This window comes from Nocardioides bigeumensis, from assembly GCF_039531755.1.
GTDB lineage: Bacteria > Actinomycetota > Actinomycetes > Propionibacteriales > Nocardioidaceae > Nocardioides > Nocardioides bigeumensis.
This window is the reverse complement of the sequence record NZ_BAAAQQ010000007.1, coordinates 207,876-230,770: the sequence shown is the minus strand read 5'-3', so window position 1 is coordinate 230,770 and position 22,895 is coordinate 207,876. Positions and strand designations below refer to the sequence as shown.

General features: G+C 71.5%; 20 protein-coding genes. 9 read left to right on the top strand and 11 right to left on the bottom strand.

Annotation, left to right across the window (positions count from 1 at the left end):
* Window positions 1-46: 46 nt before the first annotated feature.
* The 4 genes from ABD295_RS08115 to ABD295_RS08100 all read right to left on the bottom strand — a co-directional run bounded on the left by ABD295_RS08115 (window position 47) and on the right by ABD295_RS08100 (window position 3,773).
* On the bottom strand, window positions 47-946 hold the full coding sequence (locus tag ABD295_RS08115) for a universal stress protein (protein ID WP_344303178.1): 900 nt from the start codon (window positions 944-946) through the stop codon (window positions 47-49).
* Window positions 943-1,851, bottom strand: coding sequence for a universal stress protein (locus tag ABD295_RS08110; protein ID WP_344303177.1), 909 nt, complete (start codon window positions 1,849-1,851; stop codon window positions 943-945). The genes ABD295_RS08115 and ABD295_RS08110 overlap by 4 nt, the downstream gene beginning before the upstream one ends.
* A gap of 312 nt (window positions 1,852-2,163) precedes the next feature.
* A complete protein-coding gene (locus ABD295_RS08105) occupies window positions 2,164-3,147 on the bottom strand; it encodes an Acg family FMN-binding oxidoreductase (RefSeq protein ID WP_344303176.1) in 984 nt (327 codons plus the stop codon).
* The gene (locus ABD295_RS08100) at window positions 3,144-3,773 is read right to left on the bottom strand and encodes a CBS domain-containing protein (protein WP_344303175.1); all 630 of its coding nucleotides are present in this window, start codon (window positions 3,771-3,773) and stop codon (window positions 3,144-3,146) included. The genes ABD295_RS08105 and ABD295_RS08100 overlap by 4 nt, the downstream gene beginning before the upstream one ends.
* A gap of 142 nt (window positions 3,774-3,915) precedes the next feature.
* Here ABD295_RS08100 and ABD295_RS08095 point away from each other — a divergent pair, with 142 nt between their 5' ends.
* The 5 genes from ABD295_RS08095 (at window position 3,916) to ABD295_RS08075 (ending at window position 11,076) form a co-directional block, all read left to right on the top strand.
* Window positions 3,916-4,581: a response regulator gene (locus ABD295_RS08095; RefSeq protein ID WP_344303174.1), complete on the top strand. Its 666-nt coding sequence runs from the start codon at window positions 3,916-3,918 to the stop codon at window positions 4,579-4,581.
* Window positions 4,578-6,329 carry a sensor histidine kinase gene (locus ABD295_RS08090; protein WP_344303173.1) on the top strand — a complete coding sequence of 584 codons (1,752 nt, stop codon included), beginning with the start codon at window positions 4,578-4,580 and terminating at the stop codon, window positions 6,327-6,329. The genes ABD295_RS08095 and ABD295_RS08090 overlap by 4 nt, the downstream gene beginning before the upstream one ends.
* Window positions 6,330-6,544: 215 nt before the next feature.
* Entirely contained in the window at window positions 6,545-8,971 is a 2,427-nt protein-coding gene (locus tag ABD295_RS08085) for a phosphoketolase family protein (RefSeq protein WP_344303172.1), read from the top strand.
* Window positions 8,972-9,070: 99 nt separating this feature from the next.
* Window positions 9,071-9,475: a pyridoxamine 5'-phosphate oxidase family protein gene (locus tag ABD295_RS08080; RefSeq protein WP_344303171.1), complete on the top strand. Its 405-nt coding sequence runs from the start codon at window positions 9,071-9,073 to the stop codon at window positions 9,473-9,475.
* 944 nt (window positions 9,476-10,419) lie between these two features.
* Window positions 10,420-11,076 carry a LuxR C-terminal-related transcriptional regulator gene (locus ABD295_RS08075; RefSeq protein ID WP_344303170.1) on the top strand — a complete coding sequence of 219 codons (657 nt, stop codon included), beginning with the start codon at window positions 10,420-10,422 and terminating at the stop codon, window positions 11,074-11,076.
* Window positions 11,077-11,114: 38 nt separating this feature from the next.
* On the opposite strand, the gene ABD295_RS08070 is transcribed toward ABD295_RS08075, so the two are convergent.
* The gene (locus tag ABD295_RS08070) at window positions 11,115-11,357 is read right to left on the bottom strand and encodes a hypothetical protein (RefSeq protein WP_344303169.1); all 243 of its coding nucleotides are present in this window, start codon (window positions 11,355-11,357) and stop codon (window positions 11,115-11,117) included.
* 92 nt (window positions 11,358-11,449) lie between these two features.
* Between ABD295_RS08070 and ABD295_RS08065 the strand changes: the two genes are divergently transcribed.
* Together ABD295_RS08065 and ABD295_RS08060 are read left to right on the top strand one after the other, a co-directional pair.
* Window positions 11,450-11,737, top strand: a complete 288-nt coding sequence (locus ABD295_RS08065) for a 2TM domain-containing protein (RefSeq protein ID WP_344303168.1) — start codon at window positions 11,450-11,452, stop codon at window positions 11,735-11,737.
* Window positions 11,738-11,880: 143 nt separating this feature from the next.
* Entirely contained in the window at window positions 11,881-12,819 is a 939-nt protein-coding gene (locus ABD295_RS08060) for a universal stress protein (protein ID WP_344303167.1), read from the top strand.
* 26 nt (window positions 12,820-12,845) lie between these two features.
* Here the strand turns inward: ABD295_RS08060 and ABD295_RS08055 are convergent, their stop codons facing one another.
* The 5 genes from ABD295_RS08055 to ABD295_RS08035 form a co-directional block, all read right to left on the bottom strand.
* Window positions 12,846-13,466 carry a hypothetical protein gene (locus tag ABD295_RS08055; protein WP_344303166.1) on the bottom strand — a complete coding sequence of 207 codons (621 nt, stop codon included), beginning with the start codon at window positions 13,464-13,466 and terminating at the stop codon, window positions 12,846-12,848.
* 72 nt (window positions 13,467-13,538) lie between these two features.
* On the bottom strand, window positions 13,539-14,534 hold the full coding sequence (locus tag ABD295_RS08050) for a carbamate kinase (protein WP_344303165.1): 996 nt from the start codon (window positions 14,532-14,534) through the stop codon (window positions 13,539-13,541).
* Window positions 14,535-14,538: 4 nt separating this feature from the next.
* A complete protein-coding gene (gene argF / locus ABD295_RS08045) occupies window positions 14,539-15,543 on the bottom strand; it encodes an ornithine carbamoyltransferase (RefSeq protein WP_344303164.1) in 1,005 nt (334 codons plus the stop codon).
* A 4-nt stretch (window positions 15,544-15,547) separates the two neighbouring features.
* Window positions 15,548-16,771: an arginine deiminase gene (locus tag ABD295_RS08040; RefSeq protein WP_344303163.1), complete on the bottom strand. Its 1,224-nt coding sequence runs from the start codon at window positions 16,769-16,771 to the stop codon at window positions 15,548-15,550.
* Entirely contained in the window at window positions 16,768-17,352 is a 585-nt protein-coding gene (locus tag ABD295_RS08035; RefSeq protein ID WP_344303162.1) for a CBS domain-containing protein, read from the bottom strand. Before ABD295_RS08035 ends, ABD295_RS08040 begins: the two co-directional genes overlap by 4 nt.
* Before the next feature lie 258 nt (window positions 17,353-17,610).
* Between ABD295_RS08035 and ABD295_RS08030 the strand changes: the two genes are divergently transcribed.
* On the top strand, window positions 17,611-20,199 hold the full coding sequence (locus ABD295_RS08030) for a cation-translocating P-type ATPase (RefSeq protein WP_344303161.1): 2,589 nt from the start codon (window positions 17,611-17,613) through the stop codon (window positions 20,197-20,199).
* A 597-nt stretch (window positions 20,200-20,796) separates the two neighbouring features.
* Here the strand turns inward: ABD295_RS08030 and ABD295_RS08025 are convergent.
* Window positions 20,797-21,450, bottom strand: a complete 654-nt coding sequence (locus ABD295_RS08025; RefSeq protein WP_344303159.1) for a response regulator — start codon at window positions 21,448-21,450, stop codon at window positions 20,797-20,799.
* 449 nt (window positions 21,451-21,899) lie between these two features.
* Here ABD295_RS08025 and ABD295_RS08020 point away from each other — a divergent pair, with 449 nt between their 5' ends.
* Window positions 21,900-22,826: a universal stress protein gene (locus tag ABD295_RS08020; protein ID WP_344303158.1), complete on the top strand. Its 927-nt coding sequence runs from the start codon at window positions 21,900-21,902 to the stop codon at window positions 22,824-22,826.
* The last annotated feature ends 69 nt before the right edge of the window (window positions 22,827-22,895 follow it).

Below are 22,895 nucleotides of genomic sequence, written 5' to 3'. Positions count from 1 at the left end.
TCGCTGGGCTGGTTGTCGTCGGGCCTGTTGGGGACGAGCCCGCTGGTCACGACGAGCGCTCGTGAGACGACTTGCCGATGACGACGACGGGCGTGTCGGTGTGGTCGAGGACCGCTCGCGACACAGGGCCGAGGTGGCTGCCCTGGGGCAGCACGTGACGTCGCCTCCCGATCACCAGGACGTCGCACATCGCCGCGGCGTCGAGGATGGCCTCCAACGGAGGCGCGTGCCGGATCTCCTCGGTCACCTCGGTCCCAGGCTGGAGCCGCGCGAACTCCCGCAGGATGGGGTTCAGCCACTGGCGCACCTCGCCCGCACGCTCCTTGCGATAGGCCTCGTCGACGACCACCAGGTCGTAGCCGCTGTTCAGCCACCAGGCGTGCAGGAGATGGACGGCGGCTCCGCGGGCGCCGGCCTCGTCGCCGGCGGCGCAGAGCAGCGCGAGCGCGTCGTCAGGATCCTGGACCGCCACCGTGACGACTCCGCGCAGGTCCCGTGGTCGCCAGTTCTCGGCGACCGACACGACCGGTCCGTGGGCGCGTGCAGCGACGGCGTTGACCAGCGAGCCGGAGAAGGCCCGGTGGACGGGACCCAGCATGCGGTGCTGGAGCACGACGAGCGCTGCCTTGTCGGAGAGGTCGACCAACGCGTCGACGGGCTCGTTCTCGCCGTCGAGCTCACCCGAGACCTGGACTGCGCCCTGAGCGAGTCCGCGGGCGTGGGCGACCGCCTGTTCGAGAGCGTGTTCCGCCTGCTCGAACACGCGGCCGTGGGTCTGGTTGGTGAGGATGGCCCCGGGCGTGCCGAACGCGTGCACGAGGTGGAGCGGCAGCTGGCGCGTCCGGGCTTCCTCCACGGCCCAGCGGATCGCGGACGTGGTGTTGCTGGCAGCGATTCCGACGACGACCGCTCCGGTGGGTCGGGTCGTGGTGCCGATGGTGCTCACAGCGGACCTCCTGGGGTCTCGACGGGGTTGGGGACGACGACCACGGTGGTGGTGCTGCGCTCGAGCACGGCGGTGGTCGTGGAGAAGTGGAAGAGGTGCGTCTGGTGGGGCGCCGGTCGGCCGAGGACCAAGAGCTCGTAGTGACTGGACGCGTTGGCGAGCGTGTCGTCGACGAGCCCGACGGCGACGCGCAGCTTGGCGTTGACGTCGGGGTACTTCTCGCGGAGGCCGGCCACCGACTCTGACACCAGCCGCTGCGCCTCGTCCTCCCAGAGGTCGAGGTCGCGGCTGACGCCGCCGACCTCGTAGACGCAGTGCAGGACGGTCAGGTCACCGTCGCGCTCCGAGGCCAGCTGGAAGGCCATCTCCACGGCGGGTGCGTTCGCGGCCGTGCCGTCCACGCCGACCAGGACCCCGCGCCTCTCCGCAGTGGCGCCTACGGGGCGGCAGATCACCACCGGGCACGCGGCTCGCTTGCTCGTCCAGACGCTGACCGAGCCCAACATGCTGGTCACGGGACCGCGGCCCCGCGAGCCGAGCACCACCAGGTGGGCGCTCATGGCTGCTTCGACGAGGGCCTCGCGCGGATCGAGCTGGGTGAGGGCACCGGCGACGTCGAGGTCGGGCCAGCGGTCGCGGGCGTAGAGGACGCGGTCGTTCAAGAACGCCTGCGCGGCGTCGTGGACGGCCTGCACGATGAGGTGCGGGTCCACCCCACCGCCCATGGGGGACAGCCCGACGGCTTGTCGGGCAGGCAGGATGGCGGCGCTGTGCAGCAGGACGAGTCGACGGTGCTGCCGCCCGGCCTCGACCGCCGCCCACTCGAGAGCGCGTTCGCTGTGGCCGGAGCCGTCGAGGCCGACGACGACGGCGCCCGTGTAGGTGCTGGACGACTGGCTGGTCATGCGTCCAGCCTCGCGTCGGGTCTCGTCAGGGCCCACGGGCCATGGGCCCGACTGCTCGGGACCTAGGGCCCTGCTCGTCGACGGGACGCCCCACGTCAGGACCGTCCCGGACGGGTACGTGGCCCGAGGAGCGGGCGGTGGACCGTCGACTTCGAGGTGGACTCCGTCGACCTCGCGCGCTGGACGCGGAGGATGAGCTTGCCGAAGAAGCGCGTCAGCGGCGGGGCCGGGTTCGAATCACGCTAGGGACGAGGAGACGGGATCCCCCACGGCTCGACGTACCGACGTGGAGGGACCTTGGTCCGGCCGACGTCACGGCCGCAGGACTTCCTCCAGGGGACGCCGTGGGCTCCGCGGCAGGGTGGACCGGCTGATCGGCTGCCAGCCGATGCGCAGGAGGAGCTGAGGGACCGCCACTGTCTCCAGCACGTCGTGCTGCAGGGCGAGCCGCGTCTCGGGCACCTCGAGCGGTTGGCTGAGCGGGACCACCGAGAGCCCGTCCGCGGCCGCGCCGAGCCACACTGCTGCCATGGCCTCGCCCGTGGCCAGCCAGGAGCGGGCGTCGTCGCCCATCGTCGCGATCACCAGCAGCGCGTCCGACCCGCCGAGGTCGCGGTCGACGTCCTCGAGCGTCCCGTCCGGGAATCGCGACGGGAGGTCACCCGAGGACTGCGACGGGGGCAGCACGTCGAGGTGGACCCCGTCCGGCTGCCCGAGACGCTTGCCGTCGACCCACGACTCGAGCTCCGCGCGTACCCGTGGGTCACGGGCCTGCAGCGCGTGGGCGCGGGACACCAGGAGTTCCACCCGGTAGCGGTCGCTGACGTCGTCCAGAGGGATGGCGCGGACGCCGTAGGGCGTCGCGAGCCGTCCCAGCGCCGCCAGCCGCGTCGGCGGCACCGGCCACGAGGTGAACCGGCGCCGGTCCGTGCGTCGCTCCTCGATGACGCGCAACCGGTCCTCGTCGGGCGTGCCCTGCGGTGCCGGGTGCACGGTGATCCGGGCCAGGGGGCCGGGCGGATCGCCTTCCGGAAGCCGTTCGATCTCGGTGCGCAGGCCGAGGGACGTGGCAGCGACCTCGGCCTGGTGGAGGGCGGCACCACAGCTGATGACCATGTTGCGGCCCTCGGGGTCGGCGACCAGCAGCTGCCGGTCGGGATCCGCGTGCAGCTCCAGCACGTTCTGCCGGACCCGCCACCACCAGGGCTGGGTGTTGTGCACGCTGGGCGCGAGCGACGCCAGCTCGACCACCTTGTGCAGCGTGGACGTGAGGCCCGAGACCGGCGGCGCGCTCATCGGCCGGCTCCGTGACGACCGGCCTGGTCGGCTGCGCTCGTGGAGACGTGCACCGAGAGGACGCCGGGCACTGTCCGGGCCAGGGCCACGGCGAGGCGTTCCTGGCGGTCCTCGCCGCGCCCGGAGATGTGGAGCACACCGTCGCAGGCCTCGACGTACCAGTCCCGCAGGCCGGCGCGCACGAGCAGGTCGTCGACCTCGCCCGCGAGCTCATCGTCCGCGCGGGCGATCGCGCGCACGACGTCGGCGCGGCTGAGGATGCCGACCACCCGGTCGGTGGGGTCGACGACGGGGAGGCTCTTCACCCCCGAGGTGAGAAAGAGCTCGATCGCGTCGGCCACGTCGGAGACCTCGCGCACCGTCAGCACATGAGGAGTCATGACCTCGTCGACGTACTTCGGCGGGTCCAGGGCCCCTCTGGGGCCGTCGAGGTGGTGACCCCGGGGCGGGGCCGCCCGCTCGCGGAGCAGGTCGAGCTCGCTGACGATCCCCTCGACCCGGCCGGTCCGCGTCGTCACCGGCAGCGCTGTCACGTCGTGCGCCGCCATCAACCGCAGCGCCGTCTGTGCGCTCGTCCGGCGCGACACCGTCACCGGGCTGCTGGTCATGAGCTGTCGGACGAGCATCGAGTGGTTCCTCCGGTCGGACGGTCGTGGGTCTGGGTCCCACGGTCTCCCAGCAGCCCGAGCCCGAGCAGGGACCAAGGTCCCGGGCCAGCAGGCACAAGAGCATGTCTCGGCGCGCCGGATTTGTCGTTAGGGTTCGGGCATGGGCACAGATGATCAGCCGGAAGCGGGCGGTCCCATCCGGGTGTTCCTCCTCGACGACCACGAGATCGTGCGCCGCGGCATCCGTGAGCTCCTCGAGAGCGAGGGCGACATCGAGGTCGTGGGGGAGTCCGGACTGGCACAGGAGGCCACCCGCCGCATCCCCGCGCTGCGCCCGGACGTCGCGATCCTCGACGGCCGGCTCCCGGACGGCTCAGGCATCGACGTGTGCCGTGACGTCCGTTCGCTCGATCCGTCCATCAAGGCCGTCATCCTGACGTCGTACGACGACGACGACGCGCTCTTCGCCGCGATCATGGCCGGCGCCTCCGGCTACGTGCTCAAGCAGGTGCGCGGCAACGACTTCGTCGACACCGTCCGCCGGGTAGCCGCTGGTCAGTCCATGCTCGACCCCTCCGTGACGGCGCAGGTGCTCGAGCGCATCCGCAACGGCCCACCGGAGGACAAGCTGCGCGCCACGCTCACCGAGCAGGAGCACAAGATCCTCGAGCTCATCGGCGAGGGGCTCACCAACCGGCAGATCGCCGAACGGATGTACCTCGCCGAGAAGACCGTGAAGAACTACGTGTCCGCACTACTGGCCAAGCTCGGCCTGTCGAGCCGCACGCAAGCGGCGATCTACGCCACCAAGCACAACCCCTCGTGACCAGTCCCGGTCCAGGGGAGAATGCCGCTCCCGCGCGCCCCGGAGCGCACGCGGCGAACGGCGAGCCACTCGCCTCCGCTGAGTTCGACCAGCTGCTGCGCGAGGTGCTGCGCCGCGTCGACAGGGCCCTGGACGAGCAGGAGCGCCTCCAGCTCCTCCTCGACGCCGTCGTCGCCATGGCTGCCGACCTCTCGCTGGACGGGGTCCTGTCCCGCATCGTCACCATCGCCGGCACCCTGGTCGACGCGAGGTATGCGGCGCTCGGCGTGCTCAGCAGCGGCGACGCGCGCCGACTCCGGACGTTCGTGCACCACGGCATGCCCGACGAGGTCGTGGTGAAGATCGGCGACCTTCCCGAGGGTCACGGCTTGCTCGGTCTCATCATCGACCGGCCCGAGCCGCTGCGCCTGCATGAGATCGCGGCGCACCCGGCGTCGTACGGCTTCCCGCCGAACCATCCGCCGATGAGCTCGTTCCTGGGTGTGCCCGTGCGCATCCGGGACCAGGTCTTCGGCAACCTCTACCTGACCGAGAAGGAGGGCGGAGGCGACTTCACCGAGGCCGACGAGGCGATCGTGGTCGCCCTGGCGGCCGCGGCGGGTGTGGCGATCGAGAACGCGCGGCTCTACGAGGAGTCCGAGCGCCGTCAGCGCTGGCTCGTCGCGACGGCCGAGATCACCGCCGAACTGCTAGATCCCGGTGAGGAGGAGGACGCTCTGCAGCTCATCGCCGACCGCGCGCGCGAGGTCGCGGGGGCCGACGTGGCCTGGATCGTCGCGGGACCGAGCGTGGACGACCTGGTACTGCGGGTGGTCTCGGGAGCAGAGGTGCACATCGAGCAGCTGAGGGAGCTGCCGATCGCGGGGTCGCTGTCGCGCTGGGTCTCCGAGGAGGCAAGGGCGACCGTCGTCCCCGACCTCGTCGCGGACGACCGGGCGCTCAAACCCGACGCGCCGACCGGTTGGCCGCGGCTCGGGCCGGGCATCCTGGTGCCGCTGACGGGTGACACCCGCGGGGTCCTCGGACTGGGGTGGGTCCCGGCCAATGCCGAGTCCGTCCACGACGTGGTGCTCGAGCTGCCCTCCGCGTTCGCGGAGCAGGTCGGACTGGCCCTCCAGCTCGCGCGGGCTCGGAGGGGCCAGCAGCGCCTGGCCGTCTTCGAGGACCGCGACCGGATCGGCCGGGACCTCCACGACCTCGTGATCCAGCGCCTGTTCGCGACGGGCCTGCAGCTGCAGGGCCTGGCCAGGCTCGTGGAGCAGCCCCAGGTGGCCGAACGCCTGGAGCAGGCGGTCGACGACCTCGACGACACCATCAAGGACATCCGCCGCACCATCTTCTCCCTCGGGGCGCTGGAGACCTCCGACGACGTGCAGTCGGAGGTGAGCCGGATCGTCGACCGCTCCGGAACGGCGATGAAGCTGCGGCCGAGCCTGCGGTTCGAAGGGCCGGTGCGCAGCCTGACCCACACCGACGTCACCGCAGACCTGCTGGCGGTCCTGAGCGAGGCCCTGACCAACGCCAACCGGCACTCCCAGGCGACTGCCGTCGACGTGGTGGTGTCCGTCGACGACGACGTGGTGCTGATCGTCACCGACGACGGCGTCGGCATGCAGCCCGGTGCCACCGAGAGCGGTGTGGCCAACATGCGACAGCGGGCTCGTCGGCACGGCGGCGACCTGGTCGTGCGGTCGGTCCCGGGGGAGGGCACGTCCGTCGAGTGGCGCGTGCCCCGGCACTCCCGCTGAGCCAGGTCATCTCCGCGAGGGGGCAAGTCCGCAGGGAGCCGGCGGACCATGGTCCGAGACTGACGAAGGTGCATGCTGGGGGACGAGGACCGAAGGTCCCGTGTGAGCGGGACCCCGGACCCTGAGGAGCCGACCAAGCGGCGCGCCACGGTTGCCTGGTGCCACCACGAGCCGATGCCGCTGCCCTGCCCACGACCGTTGTCCCTGGAGGACCGATGACCTCGACGATCGAACCGCCCGACCCGGAGGACGGCCGGCTCCGCCTTCTCGATGCATGGTGGCGCGCCGCCAACTACCTGAGCGTCGGCCAGATCTACCTGCTCGACGACCCGCTGCTGCGACGCCCCCTGGAGGCGGCGGACATCAAACCCCGCCTGCTCGGCCACTGGGGCACCACGCCAGGGCTCAACCTGCTGTGGGCGCACCTCAACCGGCTGATCACCGAACGAGACGTGGACGCGATCTTCCTCGCCGGGCCCGGCCACGGAGGCCCGGCGGCGGTGGCGAACGCGTGGCTCGAGGGCACCTACTCCGAGGTCTACCCGGCCGTCGGTGACGACGAGGAGGGGATGCAGCGGCTGTTCCGGCAGTTCTCGTTCCCCGGCGGGATCCCCAGCCACGTGGCGCCCGAGACACCGGGATCGATCCACGAGGGCGGCGAGCTCGGCTACGTGCTCTCCCACGCGTACGGCGCCGCCATGGACAACCCCGACCTGCTGGTCGCGGCGGTGGTCGGAGACGGCGAGTTCGAGACCGGACCGTTGGCGGCGTCCTGGCACGCCAACAAGTTCGTGGACCCTGTCCACGACGGTGCCGTCCTGCCGATCCTCCACTTGAACGGCTACAAGATCGCCAACCCGACGGTCCCGGCGAGGATCGAGCGGGACGAGCTCGAGAGCCTGCTGCGCGGCTACGGCCACGAGGTGCTCACGGTCGAGGGCGACGACCCGATGACGGTGCACGCCCAGCTGCTCGCGGCCCTGGACACCGCGCACGACCGCATCACCGCGATCCAGACGGCGGCCCGCCAGGACGGCGACACGGCCCGGCGCCCGTGGCCCATGATCCTGCTGGTCACGCCGAAGGGCTGGACGGGTCCGCACGAGGTGGACGGCGTCCTTGTCGAAGGCACCTGGCGTGCCCACCAGGTTCCCCTCGCGGGCACCCGCGAGAACCCCGAGCACAGGGCCCAGCTGGAGAGCTGGTTGCGGTCCTACCGCCCTGAGGAGCTCTTCGACGCCGAGGGCCGCCTCGTCCCCGAGCTGAAGGACCTGGCGCCGCGCGGGAAGCGACGGATGAGCGCCAACCCGCACGCCAACGGCGGCCTGCTCCGCCGGCCGCTCGACCTGCCCGACTTCAGAGCCGCAGCGGTCGAGGTACCGACCCCGGGTGGTTCCGTGCACGAGGCAACCCGGGTGCTCGGCCAGTGGCTGGTCGACGTCGTGCGCCGCAACCCCGAGACGTTCCGTCTCTTCGGCCCTGACGAAACCGCGTCCAACCGGCTGGACGCGGTGTACGAGGTCACGGACAAGGTCTTCGCCGGCACCATCCTCGACTCCGACGAGCACCTCGCGAGCAGCGGACGGGTGCTGGAGATCCTCTCCGAGCACACCTGCCAGGGCTGGCTCGAGGGCTACCTGCTGACCGGCCGGCACGGCCTGTTCAGCTGCTACGAGGCGTTCATCCACCTCGTCGACTCGATGCTCAACCAGCACGCGAAGTGGCTCAAGACGACGCGCGAGCTCGAGTGGCGCCCTCCGATCGCCTCGCTGAACTACCTCCTGACCTCGCACGTGTGGCGTCAGGACCACAACGGCTTCTCCCACCAGGACCCCGGCTTCATCGACCACGTCGTCAACAAGAAGGCCGAGGTCGTGCGGGTCTACCTCCCGCCCGACACGAACACGCTGCTGTCGACCATGCGCCACTGCCTGGCGAGCGTCCACTACGTGAACGTCGTCGTCGCCGGCAAGCAGCCGTCGTACGACTGGCTCACCGCCGACGAAGCAGACCTGCACTGCGCCCGTGGACTGGGCATCTGGGACTGGGCGTCCTCCGGTGGGGACGAGCCGGACGTCGTGCTCGCGTGCGCCGGTGACGTGCCGACGTTGGAGACCCTGGCCGCGGTGTCGCTGCTCCGGACGCACCTGCCCGAGCTGAAGGTCCGCGTGGTCAACGTCGTGGACCTGATGCGGCTCCAGGACGACCAGGAGCACCCGCACGGCCTGCCGCACCGGGAGTTCGACACGATCTTCACCTCCGACAAGCCCGTCGTCTTCGCCTACCACGGCTACCCCTGGCTCATCCACCGGCTGACCTATCGGCGCACCAACCACTCGAACATCCACGTGCGCGGCTACAAGGAGGAAGGGACGACCACCACGCCGTTCGACATGGTGATGATGAACGACCTCGACCGCTATCACCTGGTGATGGACGTCATCGACCAGGTGCCGAGCCTGGGGTCGCGGGCGGCCCGGGTCCGCCAGCTCATGGTCGACACCCGCCGCCGCGCGCGTGCGTGGACCCGCGAGCACGGCGACGACATCCCGGAGGTGCGCGACTGGTCGTGGCTCGACAGCGTCGAGCCGGACTCTCAGGCGTCGCCGTCCTCGACCGCGGCCCTCGACGACCAGCCCTGAGGGGTCTGCGGGTCCGCGGTCCTGCCCACCCGGGACGTTCGCCCCTGATCCTCGCCCGGCGAGCGCTGTGATGCTCGCCGTGACGGAAGGATCGGTGACATGGACACCTGGCAGAGCGGGCGGCTGGTCGAGCTGGACGAGGACGAGTGCTGGGAGCTCCTCGCCAGCAGGGTCGTGGGACGCGTCGCCTACGACGACGGCAGCGGCCCCGTGGTCCTGCCACTCAACTACCAAGCCGTCGACGGGCGCATCCGGGTGCGCACCGCACCCCACTCCGTCTTGGGGCTGCGGGTGCGCGACCGCCGGGTCGCCTTCGAGGTCGACGACGTCGACGAGTTCCGTTCATCCGGCTGGAGCGTGCTCGTCCGCGGTCGCGCGAGCATCGTGGACGTCGACCTGCACGGTCGCGCGGAGGGGCCGCGGACCTGGGTGTCCGGCAACCGTTCCCTCGTGCTCGAGATCGATGCGGACGAGGTCACCGGGCGACGCCTGATGGGGTCTTGATCACCTCACGCCGTCCGTGATCACCGGGCGTCCTCGAGAGGTGGCAGTGCGCGCCGGGTCGCCGGTGCACCCCGTCGTCGAGCCAACGGCCGCATCCCGGGACGCCCGAGCGCTCCCGCGTGTGCACGACCGCGACAGCGGCGGCGGCCACGACGGCGCCCAGCCAGCCCAGGGCGAGGTCGCCCAGGGTGTCGGCGTACGCGGTGGTCCGTTCGGGCGACCGGGTGACGAACGCGACGAACTCGTAGAGCTCCCAGGTGAGCGCGGCGCTGGTCCCGAACGCGATGCTGCGCTCGAGGAGGCAGATCGTGCTCGTCTGGTCGTCGGTCGTCAGCAGCAGCGAGCGCCGCGCTGAGCAGCGCGACGTTCACGAGGTGCACCCCGTCGTCGAACCACAGCCGGCGGTCGTAGAGGTCCAAGCGGTTGCCGAGGACGTCGGTGAAGCACGTGATCGTGACGAAGGTGTCGGGTATCCACGGACAGGCGTGACGTTGCCCCCCGGTGAGGAACCACACGACGGGGACGGTGAGCGACCAGAGGGGGTAGGTGACGGCCCTCGCCACGGGTGCCTTGCCGGCCATGTTGCCCCAGTCGGGGTCCAGCACGGCCAGCACGAGGGAGACCGCGAGCCCCGACTTCGCCGCCAGGTCGGCGGCCGCCCACCAGCGCACGGTTTGCGTCCGGTGACCGGCTTGGACGAGCGCCGCGCCTCCGGGCTCGCAGGGCCGACCGACGACGTCGCCATGACACCACCCTCCTGCCGACCCGGACCGGGCGCCCGGGCCACACGGCCCCGAAGCCGGTGACCAAGGCCCCGCACCGAGGTGCGCGCACCTGGGACGGACCGTCGCCACCGTAGGGCCGCGTTGGACCGGGACCTTCGGCTCCCCGCATCGGGACCTCGTGATCAGGGCAAGGGCGTCGAGGGTTGGCAGCCTGGGTGCATGGGCGACGCGAGCACACGGACGGTGGCCGTCTACCTCGTCGACGCGCACGACCTGGTGCGGGAGGGGACGCGCGCGATCCTGGAGAGGGAGCCCGACATCAAGGTGGCCGGCGAGCAGCGCGACGCCGCGGAAGTCGTTCGCCTGGTTGCTGCCTGTCACCCCGACGTGGTCGTCGTCGGCGTGGGCGACGAGGCGGACGTCGGGCTGGAGGTGTGCCAGGCCCTGTCGACCGCGTTGCCCCGCATCCCGTGCCTCGTCGTCGGCCACCACCGGCCGTCGAAGCTCGTGGTCGCCGCGATCCAGGCCGGCGCGAAAGGCTACGTGCTCGACGAGAGTCGCTCCGGTGACGTGGTCGCCGCCGTCCGCAGGCTGGCCCAGGGGTTGTCGTCGCTCGACCCTGTCATCACCTCCCGGGTCCTGACCCACCTGCGCGGGGGTTCGGAGGCCCGGCCCGCGACGAGTGTCCTCTCGGCCACCGAGCGAAAGGTGCTCGAGCTGATCGGCCTCGGTCTCACCAACCGTGAGATCGCCGTCCGCGTCCAGCTGCCGCCGGCAGCGGTCAAGAAGCACGTGGCCAGCATCTTCACGAAGCTGGACGTGCGTCGTCGTACCCAGGCCGCCGTGGTGGCGGCGCGCGAGCTCGGAGCGGGCTGAGTGCGTCCCGGTCTTCGGATGGAGGATGCTCGAGAGGGTTACGCGGTGCGCTGCAGCGCCTGCTCGACAGCGATCGCGGCGACTCGCTCGGACAGCACCCTGCGGGCGATGCCCTCACACGCTGGCACGCGCCTCTCGGGCACCACCGAGCGACCGAGGATCCGGTTGGCGTCCTGCACCGCGACCATCACCTGGCCAGGGGGGAGCGCACCGCGGTACTCCAGGATGAGGCGACGAGTCAGGTCGCGCAGCTCGACGTGGATCCGCGAGTGGAAAGGCATCGAGGCGGGTGCCATCGGCCCGCCGTGACGTGGCGTTCGACCCTGGCCCGGGACATCGCGGCGGTCCTAGCGTGAAGGCGAAGGAGGTCGACATGGACACCATCACCAGCACGGACACCGAGACCCTGCGGGAGGCAGCACTCCGCTCCCTGAAGAAGCGGCGCGACTTCCGCACGCACCTGATGACCTACGTCCTCGTCAACGCCGCCCTCGTGGCGGTGTGGGCGATCACGATGCCCGGAGGGTTCTTCTGGCCGGTCTTCCCACTGGTCTTCTGGGGCATAGGGGTCGCGCTCAACGCCTGGGACGCGTACGTCGCCGGCGACATCACCGAGGAGCAGATCGAGCGCGAGGTCCAGCGTCTCCAGCACCGCCGCTGAGACCACGCAGACACCACGTCGAGCCCGGGCTGAGCCGGGGACGGTGTCGGGCCCAAAGGCCCGCCCGCACCGGGCCGCCGGGCCCTGGCGGGTGCCTGGGTGCGCCGGAACGCTGAGAGGAACCCACGAGAGAGGCGCATGCCATGAGCACAGGCAGGGACCCCGTCCTGGTGGCCGTAGACGGCACCTGGGGGAGCACAGGAGCGATCTCCTTCGCAGCCGACGAGGCGCACCGAAGGGGGGTCGCGCTCGTCGTTGCGCACGTCGCGCCAGCGGTCGTGCCGTTCCTGCCTGTGCTGCCGATGTCGGAGGACGAGGTCGCGTCAGTCGGCCAGCAGACGCTCGACGACGCGGCCTCCGCGGTGCGCGAGCGGCGCCCCGAGCTGGACGTGAGCACCTTGCTCCGCATCGGCTCGCGTGTGCGTCACCTGGTCGAGCTCGCCGAGACGAGCTCTCTTGTCGTCCTCGGCCGCGACCTGTCCGTGCCGCTCGAGCGCGTCCTCACGGGCTCGGTCAGCACCCGCGTGACCGCTCGCGCCGCACGGCCGTGCGTCGTCGTGCCCGCCGCCTGGAAGGCGCTCGGACCTGACGAGCCCCGGCAGGTCGTCGCCGGGCTGGGATCGGTCCACGGCGCCGACGCCGTCCTCTCGGAGGCGTTCTCCGTGGCGGAGTCGACGGGGGCGGCACTTCGCGTGATGCACACCTGGCACGTGCCAGACGCGTACGGCGAGCTCATCCTCGCCAGCCGTGACGGTGACGCCCTGCTGGCCACGGTCCGAGAGCGCTTCGACGCCCTGCTCGCGCCCTGGCGGTCGCGGCACCCGCAGGTGGACGTCGCCCTGGACGTGGAGCCGGGACGCCCGGTCCACGTGCTGATGGCGGCCTCACGCGGAGCCGAGCGCCTGGTCATCGGCCGGACGACGCCCGGTTCCAGGTCGAGAGGGCTGGGCTCGCTCGGGCTCGGCTCGACGGCCCACGCGCTGATCCTGTCGGCGCCGTCCCCCGTCGTCGTGGTGCCGCACGACGAGGTCGCGCACGACGACGAGCTGGTGCTCGAGGAGCGGGGGCACCTGGTCCGCTGACCGCAGAACCGTCTCCGCGACGCCTCTCAGAAGTTCGATCGCGTCCGGTCGGCGGCGTGGCGCCCCGCGATCACCCGGGTCAGCCGGCTCAGACCGGCGAGCCGCTTTCCCCAGGCGAAGGCCCGCTCGGCCTCGCCACCGAGCAGCGGCCCGTGCACCCCGGCCACCAAGAACGTCATCGGCCGCGTGGAGACACGCAGGCCACGCTGCTCCACGAGCGTGCGGCACGTGCGGGCCGCAGCGAAGGGCAGCAGCCTGGTCGAGGTCACGCGCGTGTCGAAGACGGCTACGTCCGGCGGCGGCGCGTCCCACGTCAGGTCGTTGACCCACTCACGCATGCCGATCTCGACACGACCTACCGGGGCGCCTTGCTGGCCGGCCGCCTGGCGGCTGCCGGGCGTGCTCAGGGTGAACGCGTGGGTCGGGGCTCCCAGCACCAGCAGGTCCACCTCTCCGGTCAGGTGCTGGGGGGCGGCCGACACGTCACTGACACGCACCGTCATGCCCTCGTGGTGCAGGCCCCGGGCGACTGCGCGGGCGGCCGCGCGAGTGCTTCCGAACATCGACTCGAAGACGACGAGGGCTGATCCGGCAGGCACGGCCTGGACCGACCGCCGGTGGCGGGGATGGACAACGGGGGTGATCATCGGGACTCCTCAGGTTCCGAAGGATGTGCGTCGAGCCTCTCTCGCCCCGCCTCGGTCCCCTAGGGCCGCCGGTCACCGCCCCAGCGGACGTTGTTCCCCTCGCGTGAGGCGCAATGGATCATCGGCCGGGACTGCTGGCCGGAGGCTGCCTTCGTAGCGGCCGTTCGGGGTCACGACGGTGCCGGCGGCCCCGTCGAGGATCCGCTCGGCGTCGGCCAACGCGCCTATTCCCGCCACGCCTCCGGTCAGCTCGACGAACCGGCTGACCGCCTCCACCTTCGGGCCCATGGACCCGGCCGGCGCTCCCAGGGCGCGCAGCGCGGCCGGCGTCGAGACGCGAACGGGTTCGGCGTCTGGCGTGCCGAACCCCCGGACGACGTGGGGGACGTCGGTCAGCACGAGAAGGGCGTCGGCATCCAGTGCCTCGGCCAGCACGGCGCTGGTGAGGTCCTTGTCGACGACGGCCTCCACCCCGTGGAGCAGGCCGTCGGCGCCACGGACGACGGGCACTCCACCACCGCCGGCGCAGATGACCACGGCCCCCGTCTCGAGGAGGCTGCGGATCAGGCGTGTCTCGACGACGCGCTGGGGTCGCGGGGATCCGACGACGCGCCGCCAGCCGGCCCCGTCCTGCTTGACCGTCCAGCCTCGCTGTGACGCGAGCTCGCGGGCTGTCTCCTCGTCGTAGGACTGGCCGACGAACTTCGACGGATCGTCGAACGCTGGGTCGTCGGCCTCGACCAGGGTCTGGTTGATGATCGCCGCGACCTGGCGTCCTGGCAGGGCGTTCTGCATCGCCTGGAGCAGCCAGTAGCCGATCATGCCCTGCGTCTGCGCACCGAGGACGTCGAAGGGGTACGGCGTGCTCAGCTCGGGATCGGACGCACTCTGCAGGGCCAGGACACCCACTTGCGGGCCGTTGCCGTGCGTGAGCACCAGCTCGTGCCGGTGCGCCAGGGGTGCCAGCGCGGCGACGGCGCGACGCACGTTGCCCTCCTGCACCTCGGCGTCAGGCCGCTGCCCCCGCTCGAGGAGGGCGTTGCCACCGAGTGCGACCACCAGTCGCACGGGCTCACCCGCCCAAGGTGGCGACGAGCACAGCCTTGATGGTGTGCATGCGGTTCTCCGCCTGGTCGAAGACGATCGAGTGCGGCGACTCGAAGACCTCGTCGGTGACCTCGAGCGCCTCCAGGCCGCTCAGCTGGTACACCCGCTCGCCGACGGTGGTGCGACGGTCGTGGAAGGCCGGCAGGCAGTGCATGAACTTCACGTCCGGGTTGCCGGTCGCCTTCAGCATCGTCAGATCGACCTGGTAGTCGACCAGGAGGTCGATCCTCTGTTGCCAGGTGTCGGCCGGCTCGCCCATGGAGACCCAGACGTCCGTGTAGACGAAGTCGGCACCCGACACGCCCGTCTCGACGTCCTCGGTCTGGAGCAGCCGGGCACCGGTCGCCGCCGCGATCCCGGCCGCGGTGGCGAGAACGGGCGGAGGGTTGCGAAGGGAGGAGGGCGAGACCATCCGCACGTCCATGCCGGCCAGGGCAGCGGCGACGAGCAGGGAGCTCGCGACGTTGTTGCGCGCGTCGCCGACGTACGCCAGCACGATCTCGGCCGCAGGCTTGGCGCTGTGCTCACGCATGGTCAGGATGTCGCACAGGCTCTGAGTGGGGTGCCATTCGTCGGTGAGCCCGTTCCAGACCGGCACGCCGGCGTACGCCCCGAGGGTCTCCACGGCCTCGTGCGAGGCCCCGCGGAACTGGATGCCGTCGTACATGCGGCCGAGCACGCGGGCAGTGTCCTTCATGGACTCCTTGTGCCCGATCTGGGAGCCGCTCGGGTCGAGATAGGTGACGTGGGCACCCTGGTCGTACGCCGCCACCTCGAAGGCGCACCTGGTCCGCGTCGAGGTCTTCTCGAAGATCAGGGCGAGGTTCTTGCCCACCAGCCGCGGGTGCTCGACGCCGGCACGCTTGGCGTGCTTGAGCTCGGCCGAGAGCCTGAGCAGGTGCTCCCACTCCGCGGGTGTGAAGTCCGCCTCCTTCAGGAAGTTGCGGCCGCGCAGGTCGACGTCGGTCATGTGCTCAGATCCCTTCTCGTTCGATCGGGCAGGTCATGCATCGGGGGCCGCCACGGCCGCGCCCCAGCTCGCTGCCCTGGATCGTGATGACCTCGATGCCGTGCTTGCGCAGGTGCGTGTTGGTCGTCACGTTGCGCTCGTAGGCGACGACGACCCCGGGTCGCAGGGCGAGCACGTTGCAGCCGTCGTCCCACTGCTCGCGCTCGGCGGCGTGGACGTCCTGGGTCGCCGTCAGCACACGCAGCCGGGTGAGCCCGAGCGCGGCCGCGATGGCGTCGTGCATCTCCTCCGGTGCGTGCGGGGTCACGCGGAGGTCCTTGGCGGTGTCACCCGGCTCGATCGTGTACGACGGCAGCGGGCCGAGGCCGGCGTACTGCGTCACCGTCTCCTCGTCGACCATGGTCAGGACCGTGTCGAGGTGCATGAAGGCCCGGCGCTGCGGAAGGGCCAGGGCGACGATGCGCTGAGCGCTGCCGGCGTCGAAGAGTCGGCGGGCCAGTCGTTCCACGCCCTGCGGCGTGGTGCGCTCGCTCATCCCGACCAGGACGCTCCCGCGACCGAGCACCAGGATGTCGCCGCCCTCGGTGGTGGCCGCCCCGCCCGCGCGACCCTCGGCCCAGACGTGGTGATCGGACCCGGCGAACGCAGGGTGCCACCGGTAGATCGCCTCGTAGTGCAGGGTCTCGCGCATCCGCGCCCGTTTGCGCATCGCGTTGACGGAGACCCCGTCGAAGATCCAGGCGGAGGTGTCGCGCGTGAAGAGGTGGTTCGGGAGAGGGGGAAGCAGGAGGTCGTCGAGACCGAGGGACGCGACCACGACCGACGCCGGCTCGGGGGTGCGCTCGAGCAGCTCCCTCTTGGTCATCCCGCCGATGAGGGAGGTCGCGAGCTCGCTGTCGTCGAGCTGGCTGAACACGCTGTGCAGGCAGTCCTGGGCGAGCGGACCGTACAGGTGCTCGTCGAAGGTCGCCTCCAGCACGAACGTCCGCGCCACCGGGTTGGCCAAGGTCTCGGCGAGGAGGTCATGCAGGAGGAGCACCTCGATGCCTTGGTCGCGCAGGGCGTCGGCGAAGGCGTCGTGCTCCTGGCGCGCCCGTTTGACCCAGAGGACGTCGTCGAAGAGGTACTCGTCGTGGTTGGTCGGCGTGAGGCGCAACAGCTCGAGCCCCGGACGATGGAGGATCGCACGACGCAGAAGGCCGACCTCGGAGTCGACGCGCCCGCTCACTCGGCTTCCTCTCGCACCCGCACCCCGGTCACCCCGGTGATGGTGCGGGCCAGGGCCCTGGCCAGCGAGGCCTGCCGGCGGGGCCCCGTACCGGTGATCTCGGCGACGCCGTCCTTGACGTGGGCGGTCCATGCAGCCAGGCCGCCGCGGGCGAAGAGGTCGTCGATGGCGAGCTCGAGGGCCTCGTCGGAACGGGCGACGGCGCGGACGACGTCACTCCGGCTGAGGACACCTTCGACCGAACCGTGACGCCCGACGACCGGCAGGCTCTTGACGCCCGTGCTGACGAGCAGCTGGACGGCGTCGGCGACATCGGTGTCAGCCGTGACGGAGTGGACGCCCGTGGTCATCACGTCGACGACGTGGACCGGGGCGAGGGAGGGTGCGTCGGGGAGCGGCCGCTCGTGGAGCCTCTGGTCGGGCTCGACCCGGTCGCGGAGCAGGTCGGGCTCGCTCACCACGCCGCGCAGGTTCCCGCGCGCGTCCACGACGGGCAGCATGGTGATGGATCGATCAGCCATCAGGGCCAGGGCGGACTTGGCGTCCGCGGTCGGTGACACCGTGACCGGTTCGCGGGTCATGACCTCTCTCACGATCATCGAGTGCCTGCCTCTCCCGCGACGATCACGGCGCGCCCGTCCGAACCGGCGTTCGCGGTCTGCCAAGCCTCGAGTCGTAGGGCGAGCACGGGAGCCTCCTGGGTGTGGCGCCTCCGCCGCGGGCCGGGGAGGTCGTCACCAGGCTTTCGGTCAGGGTGTACTCCGGCCAGGGACGTACGGCACGAAGAACCAGGACCTTGGGCAGGACCCCGACCACCCGAACGGGATGACGCTGGACGGGTGACGCCACTGGCAGAGGGCTGTCCGGCCCACGGACTCACCGCCGACGAGGTGACCGCTGCTCGCGCCAGATTCGGTCCGAACCTGGTCCCGGAGGCGGCACGGCCCCCAGTCTGGCGCCAGTTCGCCCGTCAGCTCACGCACCTGCTCGCGATCCTGCTCTGGCTGGCGGCCGGCATGGCGCTCCTGGCCGGGATGCCCGAGCTGGCCGTGGCGATCGTGGCGATCGTGCTCCTCAATGCGGAGTTCGCGTTCTGGCAGGAGCACCGGGCGGACCGGTCCGCCGAACAGCTCCGGGCGCTCCTGCCCGCCGACACGGTCGTGTGCCGTGACGGTGCCGTGCGCACGGTCCCGATCTCGGACCTGGTGCCGGGCGACGTGGTGCTGCTGGAGGCGGGTGACCGCATCGGTGCGGACCTCGAGGTCGTGCGGGCGAGGAGCCTGAGCCTGGACGAGTCCATGCTCACCGGCGAGAGCGAGGCGGTGCCGCGCGACCAGGGAGACCGACTCCTCTCAGGCACGTTCGTCCTCCAGGGGAGCGGACAAGCCGTCGTCAGGGCAACCGGTTCAGCCACGGCCATGGCGGACATCGCGAGGCTGACCGAGAGCGCCCGGCGACCCGCCAGCCCGCTCACCCGCCAGCTCGACAAGGTGGTCCGCGTCGTGGCGGCGTTCGCCACCGGCACCGGCGTGGCCCTGGGTGCCATTGCCGTGGGTCTCGGTCTGTCGGTGCAGGAGGCGTTCCTCTTCGGGGTCGGCGTCGCCGTGGCGCTGGTGCCTGAGGGCCTCTTGCCGACGGTCACCTTGTCGCTGGCGCGCGGGGCGCAGCTGATGGCCCGCAGCCACGGGCTGGTCAGACGGCTGGACGCCGTCGAGACGCTCGGGGCCACCACGTACATCTGCACGGACAAGACCGGGACGCTGACCCAGAACCGGATGAGCGTCGTCACCCTGGTGACTCCCCTGGGACGAGTGGAGGTGGAGGGCGAGGGCTACACCCCCTCCGGGACCCTGACCGGCTCGCCGCGCGCGGTGGCGCTGGCCGTCGAGATGGCCGTCTCGGCCCAGAGCTGCGTGACCGGCCGCGTCCAGCTGCGTGACGGCGACTGGGTGGCGGTCGGCGACCCGATGGACGCCGCGCTCGACTGCCTGCTGCGGCGCACCGGGGAGGGCCCGCTCGCCGTGGACGACAGGAAGCCGTACACCGCGGACCGCATGGTCAGCTCCTCGCGGTCTGGCGGGTTGGTCTGCGTCCTCGGGGCTCCCGAGGCAGTCCTCGGCCGGTGCCTCGACGTCGACGAAGGCGTCGTGGCCGCGCTGGAGGAGCTGACGGAGAGCGGATGCCGCGTCGTCGCCGTCGCGAAGCGGCGCTGGGACGCTGGTGCCGCGGACGCCATGGAGACCGAGCTGCACCTCCTCGGCCTGGTCGCTCTCCGGGACCCGCCGCGCCGCGACGTGGCGGAGGTCCTCCTCAGCTGCCACCGGGCCGGGATCCGGGTCGCCATGATCACCGGGGACCATCCCAGGACGGCCGCCACCATTGCTCGTGACGTCGGGCTGCTGACCCCGTCCGGCTGCGTCCTGGATGCCCGGTGCCTTCCGGAGGCTGACGAGGCCCTCGCCGCGGTGATCGACGTGCCCGGGGGAGTCGTCGTCGCGCGGGCGACTCCCGGGGACAAGCTGCGGATCGCCCGCGCGCTGCGCTCACGTGGTCACGTGGTGGCGATGACTGGAGACGGGGTCAACGACGCTCCCGCCCTCCGGGAGGCCGACGTCGGGGTCGCCATGGGCGCAAGCGGAAGCGACGTCGCGCGGGAAGCGGCCGACCTGGTGCTGCTCGACGACCACTTCGCGACGATCGTCGCGGCGGTCGCGCTCGGAAGGGCGACGTTCCAGAACGTACGCCGTTTCCTGACCTATCACCTGACTGACAACGTCGCCGAGCTGACGCCGTTCGCGGTGTGGGCGCTGAGCGGGGGTCATGTCCCTCTCGCCCTCTCGGTGCTGCAGGTACTGGCCCTGGACATCGGGACGGACCTGTTCCCCGCGCTCGCCCTCGGTGCGGAGCCGCCGCGCCCCGGGGTCCTGGACGCGCGACGACGCGCGGACGCCGTGGACAAGGGGCTCCTGCTGCGGGCCTTCGGCGTGCTCGGGCCCACCCAGGCCGTGGTCTCGATGGGCACCTTCCTGGCCGTGCTCGCGGCCGGGGGGTGGCGATGGGGAGCCACCCCGTCGAGCGTGCTGCTGGCGTCGGCTTCGGGAGCTGCTTTCGCCGCCATCGCGATCGGCCAGATGGCCAACGCCCTCGCGTGCCGGAGCACCGTGACGCCCGTGTGGGGACTGGACCAACGGACGAACCCGCTCCTGCTCGCCGCGGTGGCAACCGAGCTGGTCCTGCTCATGGCCTTCGTGGGGATCGCGCCGCTGGCCGCGCTGCTGGGCGGTTCCTGGCCCTCGTGGCTCGGCTGGCTGGGCGCGCTGCTCGCCGCGCCGGCGGTCGTGTTGGCCGACGCGCTGCACAAGCACGTGGTGCGTGGTCGGACGGGGCGGTCCACGAACGCGGCACACCTTGCCCAGCAGGGGACCTAGGTCCCGAGCCTCGCGCGCACAAGGACCCTGCCGACAGCCGCGTCCGGCGTCGCAGACTCGCTGCATGTCAGTGACAGCACACGATCTGCGGCGGCGGACCCGCGCCGGGTGGGAGACCGCGTGGGCCGTGCTCGCCGGCGCGGTCACCGCCGTCGGGCCTCGTGACCGCCGGCCTGACTTTCGGTCCCGTCGTCACGGTGCTGCTCCTGCTGAGCCTGGCCGTCCTGGTCTACACCGCGCTGTGGACCGTCCGGGGCGAGATCAAGATGACGTCCGCCTTCGTCACCGAGGTCTCGGTGTGGGCGGCGGTCGTCGTGGTCGTCGTCTCAGGACTGTGCTCGACCTTCAAAGGGTTCGGCATCTTGCCCCTGGGACTCTGGCGATCTCATCGCCGTGGACGCTGGGAGCCCTCCCGCATGTTCGGCGACGGCTGTTCCGGCGCCAGCGACCTTCACGCCCCGTGGGCGTCACGACCGACGCCGAGCTGCTGGATCGTCGCTTCCGCGAGCTGGTCGCCCAGATCGACCCGGACGACCCGGTCAACAGCTGAGGCGGTCCAAGGCGTAGCGCGAGCAACGGTCCGATCTGCTCGAGTGTCTAGGCCGCGCCCTCCGCGTGGACCGCGACGAGGGCGGCCTTGGTGCGGCTGCTGACGCCGAGCTTCGCCAGGACGCTGGAGACGTAGTTCTTGACGGTCTTCTCGGTGAGGAGCATCTCCTCGGCGATCTGCCGGTTGGTGAGCCCGCGGCCGATGTGCTCCAGCACCCTCGTCTCTTGAGGCGTCAACCCGGCCGGCATGGCGAGGCTGCGGCCCGACCGCACGCGGTCCAGCACCCGCCGGGTCACCTCGGGGTCGAGGGTCGACTGGCCGGCTGCCGCGCGACGGACGATGCTCACGAGGTCGCTCGACCGCACCTGCTTGAGGACGAAGCCTGCGGCACCGGCCATGATCGCGCTGAAGAGCGCGGAGTCGTCGTCGAACGACGTGAGGATCAGCACCGCGACCTCGGGGTGACGTGAGCGGACCTCGCGGCACACCTCCATGCCGGTGCCGTCGGGCAGCCGGGCGTCGAGCAGCGCCACGTCGGGGACCACGCTGTTGATCCCCTCGATCGCCTGGTCGGCGGTGGCTGCTTCGCCGACCACGACCATGTCGCCCTGCTCTTCGAGGAGCTCTCGCACCCCTCGGCGGACGAGATCGTGATCGTCGACCAGGAAGACCCGAACCATCTGGAGGTCTATGGCTTCCATGCGGCTCAAAATAGTCAGGTCAGGCGTGCGCGACTCGGGCAAGAGCGCCCGATCCGGAAGGACCTTGGTCCCGACAGCCGGACGAGGGACGCCGCGGAAAGCAGCCTGCGGACGTCGCGGTGGGAGACTGCCCGGCCGGTGGAGGCGCCCGGGTGAACCGGAATCGTGGGATTCCGGGACCATCGCCTCGTGTGTCTGTTGCGGCGCGTCGGCATACTCCGAGCCACGGCCACCACTGGGGGGCTCCGCTAGGAGAAGGTGAGGCCTGGTCCGCGTCCTATCGGTGACCGCGCTCGCCGACCGGACGCGGGCCGCGCCGTGGCACCGCACGGCGGGATCGCCATGCCGGATCAGGGCCGAAGGGCCTGGTCGCCCAGGCCTCTCGACACTAGGGGGTGTGTGGCACGCCCGCCGAGGATGAAGGCAGGAAACCGACAGAGGAGCCTGCCATGAGCACCGTTCATCGAGACGCCATTGTGGTCGGGGTCGACGGGACCCCCGCGAGCCTGACCGCCCTCGACTACGCGGTCCACGAGGGTCGCCGCATCGGTGCGCACCTGCGCCTGGTGCACGTGGTGCCGAGCATGTCCGTGATGGTGCCCGCGCCGATAATGGCCTTCCCGCCCAGCGACCTGGAGCAACGGGCGCACGCGATCCTGGAGCGCGCCGCCAAGCGCGCCCGCGAGTCGGCGTCCGGCCTCTTCGTCGAGGCCGAGCTCGCCCACGGTCCACGCGCCCGCGCGCTGGTGGACGCGGCCAAGGACGCACGGATGCTCGTCGTCGGTCGCGACAGCCGCTCGATGCTCGACCGGCTCCTCCTCGGCGACACCATGGCCGGGGTGGCGGCACGCGCGGAGTGTCCCGTGGTCTCCGTCCCAGCCGGCTGGGCGCCCGACCTGACCACGGGCCTCGTCGTCGTGGGGCTCAAGTCCCTCGACCGTGCGGAACAGCTGCTTGCAGACGCCTTCGCCACGGCTTCCGACCACCAGGCCCGGCTGCTGGTGGTGCATGCCTGGCGGTTACCCAGCGCGTACGACGACATCATCGCGAGCCGGGTGGGGGAGCCGAAGTGGGACAACCGGGACACCGCGGCGCTCGCTCGGCTGCTCGAGCCCTTCGAGGCGGCGCACCCCGAGGTCGAGCTGACGAGCAAGGTGATCCACGACTACGCGGCGCACGCCCTCGAGCTGGCTGCCCGGAACGCCGACCTCGTCATCCTCGCGCGACGCGTCATCGGCTTCCCGCCGGCCACGCATCTCGGTGGCACCGCGCGGCACGTGCTCCGCACCGCGCCGTGCCCGGTGCGTGTGGTCCCGCCGAAGCCGCACGAGGACCACGCAGACGAGGCCCCGGGGCGCGCTGGGCACACGGCCTGACGGGCCGAAGGTCCCGTCCACCTGGGTCCCCGGCCTCCTCCCGCCCACGTGGCGCTGGTGGTTCGGTGA

Bases quoted from the DNA above. Each gene is read 5' to 3' on its own strand.
- ABD295_RS08110 (WP_344303177.1), bottom strand. From the start codon at position 1,851: ATGACCAGCCAGTCGTCCAGCACCTACACGGGCGCCGTCGTCGTCGGC.
- ABD295_RS08105 (WP_344303176.1), bottom strand. From the start codon at position 3,147: ATGAGCGCGCCGCCGGTCTCGGGCCTCACGTCCACGCTGCACAAGGTG.
- ABD295_RS08100 (WP_344303175.1), bottom strand. From the start codon at position 3,773: ATGCTCGTCCGACAGCTCATGACCAGCAGCCCGGTGACGGTGTCGCGC.
- ABD295_RS08095 (WP_344303174.1), top strand. From the start codon at position 3,916: ATGGGCACAGATGATCAGCCGGAAGCGGGCGGTCCCATCCGGGTGTTC.
- ABD295_RS08085 (WP_344303172.1), top strand. From the start codon at position 6,545: ATGACCTCGACGATCGAACCGCCCGACCCGGAGGACGGCCGGCTCCGC.
- ABD295_RS08080 (WP_344303171.1), top strand. From the start codon at position 9,071: ATGGACACCTGGCAGAGCGGGCGGCTGGTCGAGCTGGACGAGGACGAG.
- ABD295_RS08075 (WP_344303170.1), top strand. From the start codon at position 10,420: ATGGGCGACGCGAGCACACGGACGGTGGCCGTCTACCTCGTCGACGCG.
- ABD295_RS08070 (WP_344303169.1), bottom strand. From the start codon at position 11,357: ATGCCTTTCCACTCGCGGATCCACGTCGAGCTGCGCGACCTGACTCGT.
- ABD295_RS08065 (WP_344303168.1), top strand. From the start codon at position 11,450: ATGGACACCATCACCAGCACGGACACCGAGACCCTGCGGGAGGCAGCA.
- ABD295_RS08060 (WP_344303167.1), top strand. From the start codon at position 11,881: ATGAGCACAGGCAGGGACCCCGTCCTGGTGGCCGTAGACGGCACCTGG.
- ABD295_RS08055 (WP_344303166.1), bottom strand. From the start codon at position 13,466: ATGATCACCCCCGTTGTCCATCCCCGCCACCGGCGGTCGGTCCAGGCC.
- argF (WP_344303164.1), bottom strand. From the start codon at position 15,543: ATGACCGACGTCGACCTGCGCGGCCGCAACTTCCTGAAGGAGGCGGAC.
- ABD295_RS08035 (WP_344303162.1), bottom strand. From the start codon at position 17,352: ATGACCCGCGAACCGGTCACGGTGTCACCGACCGCGGACGCCAAGTCC.
- ABD295_RS08025 (WP_344303159.1), bottom strand. From the start codon at position 21,450: ATGGAAGCCATAGACCTCCAGATGGTTCGGGTCTTCCTGGTCGACGAT.
- ABD295_RS08020 (WP_344303158.1), top strand. From the start codon at position 21,900: ATGAGCACCGTTCATCGAGACGCCATTGTGGTCGGGGTCGACGGGACC.